The organism is Gemmatimonadales bacterium, from assembly GCA_030697825.1.
Lineage (GTDB): Bacteria > Gemmatimonadota > Gemmatimonadetes > Gemmatimonadales > JACORV01 > JACORV01.
The window spans coordinates 1-2,919 of the sequence record JAUYOW010000203.1; the positions used below are offsets into that span (position 1 = coordinate 1).

A 2,919-nucleotide genomic window follows, 5' to 3' on the forward strand; every position below is an offset into this window, starting at 1 on the left:
CCGCCGCGGTGTTCGGCTTCCCCGCGAGGTGGTCCTCGAGGGGCTGGCCGTTCACGAAGACCTCGGGCGGCCGCTTCGTGCGGCGGGGCCGCCGCGTGCGCGAGCTGGCCGGGACCTCGCCCTCCTCCTCTTCGCCGTTGAGCAGCAGTTCGAGGCTCTCCTCGTCCAGCCCCAGCAGCTCGACCGCCTCCATGGCGGCGCAGAGGTCCTCCGGGGTGGTGAATTCCACCGCCTGCACCCGGAGGTCCTCGCCTCCGCGGCCCGAGTACGGGTCGAGGAAGCTCCGCGAGGTGCGGAGCGGAGCGACGCCGGTCAGATCTCCGCCGTCGCCATCCTCGCCTCCCCGCCAGCTTTCCGTGGGGAGAAAACCGATCCGATCACGTCCGAACAGTTGCGTCGACATCTCGAGTCTCCTTTCCGCCTTTGGCGGATGTGTTACGGGTTGAAGGTACGTTCCGATTTTGGTGGAGGATGCGGGCCTCGAACCCGCGACCTCTGGCTTGCAAAGCCAGCGCTCTACCAGTTGAGCTAATCCCCCGCCTGAGCATTCGATCCTCTTGGATCAACCGCTCGGGTGGGAGCCCCCGAAGCTACATCGGGGGCCGTTCGGAGAGGGACGCTGCGCTGCCTCGGCAACGTCCCTCCCCGATGTCTTACGCGACCGCGGACTTTTCTCCCTCGAGGAGCCGGTCGAGGAGTGCGGGCCAATACTTCGCCCGCACCAGCGAATCGCCGGCCTTCTCGCGCGCGTAGGCGACATCGTACGCGATCGGCGTCGCGAGGTCCGACGGGTCGAAGTTCCGGATCCAGTTGCGGCAGTTCGAGAGGACGACCGTCGCTCCCTCGATTCGGAATGCATCGGGATGCCCCTCGTTGCGCTGGATCGCGTCGAGGCACGCGCTCGCCGGGTGCGAGTGGTGGTCGCTGTCGGTCAGCAACCCGACGTACTTCGCGCCGTTCTTCGCCGCGAGGATCGCGAGGAAGATGCCGATCGGCATCTCCTGCCCGACGAGTCGCAGGCCCTCCTTCGAGCCCAGCATGTTTCCGCTCGCGGGCATGAGGAGGTCGCAGAGGACGACCTCGAACCCGCGCTGTCCGCGGAGGAGCTCGCGCCCCTCGTCGTAGGTACCGGCGAGCACCACGTCGTGCGCACTGCCGAGTTGCGCTCGCGCCGCCTCGAGGTGTTCCGTGCCGTCGTCTATGACCAGGATTCTCATCTGTTGTTTTCGGCCCCGCTTCTTAGGCTGCAGGCCGCTCCGTATGGGGTAGAGGGTTGAAGGTGCTGGGTTTCTGCGCCCGAGGCGCATCCGCCTCTGGCGGAGTTTCCCGCCTGAGCATTCGATCCGTTTGGATCAACCGCTCGGGTGGGACCCCGTCATGTGACGGGGTTGTGGTGGGTGAGTGCTACGGTCCGTCGTCGAAGAACCGCGTGGGCTCGACGGGGTAGAGATCATTCGGATCATTCACGGGCCGCTCGTCCTCCTCGCGGAGCCACGCGCACCGCTGCAGCTCCTCTTCGTTCATCATGCTCGGGGGCGTGTTGTCGCAGTACTCGCGACCCTCTTCCGCGCTGCCCGCGAATGGGTCGATCCGGCCGATGTCCATCGCCGATCCGACGAGCATGGCGCCGAGCAGCGCCACGAGGGCGAGTCCGATTCCGATGTTCTTCAGTATTCCCATCGCGTTTTCTCCTTGAACGGGTTGCGAACGTTGTTGGTGGCACCGGCGGCAGTTGCAGCCGCGCGTACCCTCGGTCACCGTTGCCGGCGGGCTCTCGCCCCTTTTTGCCGAGCAGCGCCATGAGATGTTACCGGCGGTATCGCACCGCCAGCGCCACGACCGCTCCGCAGGTGAGGAAGCTCGCGCCCATGCCGGATGCGAGCGCCCAGTCCTGGCGAAGAATGCCGTGGCCGATGAAGGTTGCCTGGAACAGGAGGAATCCGACGAACGTCGTGAGTGACACGCCGTCCGCGTTCTTCCCGCGCCAGATGCGCCACGCTTGGGGTACGAACAGCAGCGCGTTCGCAAACCCCGCAATGGCGACGAGAACACTGACGACATTCTTCAGCGTTTCCATCGTTCTCCTTTGGTTGGGGTTGAAGGTGCTGGTTGTGATTTCCCGCCTGAGCACCGAATCCCACTTGAGGATCCGGCGCTCGGGTGGAACCCCGACCGAAGTCGGGGTTGTTGGAGGGCAGTCGTTACTGACACGACTGGTTGGGTCCGCAGTGCGGCGGGTGGACCGGGTGTAGGATGCCGCGGTCGTCGATGCAGTGGAAGCACGTCTCGAAGCGACTGCACTTGCGCCAAGTCGGCTTCGGGAGCTTCGCCTCCGGGAGCGCTGCACGACAGGCGGCTGCTTCCGAATCTGCGATTCGCTTCGTCTCCTCCTGCTCCGCCTCCTGCTCTGCCTGTTCTGCGGCATGAATCTTCTGGCGAACCTTCGGGCTAACGGCGAGGGCGAGCGCGCCGAGGCCGCAAACGAGGGTCACCGCCGAAATCCACGTTCTCATTGTGTGTGTCATCCCCGCTTCTTGGGCCGCAGGATGCTCCATTGTGGGTTGAAGGTGCTGGGTTCAAATTCTCACCTGAGCATTCGATCCGCTTGGATCAACCGCTCGGGTGGGAGGACGACGCGATGGCGCGGATCGCGTCGTCCTGTGAGGATCAGCCATCGCTGTGGCTCTGTCGCCGCGCCGCGTCGTCGGCCAAATCGTCGAGAGTCGGCCGATGCACCTCGTCGCCGCCCCAAAGGAGGGTGAGGAGTGCGCTCACGGCCGCGATCGCGTACAGCACGAGCATCGGCCACTTCGGCAACGACGCGCCCAAGACGATGCTCCCCCCGTAGGAGATCATCGCGATGAGCGCCGAGATCATGACGAGCGCTGCAATGATGAGTCGAGCCATTCGGTCCTCCTT

Annotated in this window: 5 protein-coding genes and 1 tRNA gene; all 6 read right to left on the reverse strand. The window is 65.3% G+C overall.

Annotated elements, in window-relative coordinates; translation table 11 throughout:
* On the reverse strand, window positions 1-403 hold a 403-nt coding region (locus tag Q8Q85_10880), incomplete at its 3' end, for a hypothetical protein (protein ID MDP3774757.1).
* Between the two features lie 59 nt (window positions 404-462).
* Window positions 463-538 (reverse strand) — tRNA-Ala (locus Q8Q85_10885).
* A gap of 115 nt (window positions 539-653) precedes the next feature.
* Window positions 654-1,217 carry a hypothetical protein gene (locus Q8Q85_10890; protein ID MDP3774758.1) on the reverse strand — a complete coding sequence of 188 codons (564 nt, stop codon included), beginning with the start codon at window positions 1,215-1,217 and terminating at the stop codon, window positions 654-656.
* Window positions 1,218-1,404: 187 nt separating this feature from the next.
* Window positions 1,405-1,680: a hypothetical protein gene (locus Q8Q85_10895; GenBank protein ID MDP3774759.1), complete on the reverse strand. Its 276-nt coding sequence runs from the start codon at window positions 1,678-1,680 to the stop codon at window positions 1,405-1,407.
* Between the two features lie 127 nt (window positions 1,681-1,807).
* Window positions 1,808-2,077 (reverse strand): PQ-loop domain-containing transporter, encoded by a 270-nt coding sequence (locus Q8Q85_10900; protein ID MDP3774760.1) that lies wholly within the window; start codon window positions 2,075-2,077, stop codon window positions 1,808-1,810.
* A gap of 590 nt (window positions 2,078-2,667) precedes the next feature.
* Window positions 2,668-2,919 (reverse strand): hypothetical protein (locus Q8Q85_10905; GenBank protein MDP3774761.1); only part of this gene is annotated, 252 nt, incomplete at its 5' end.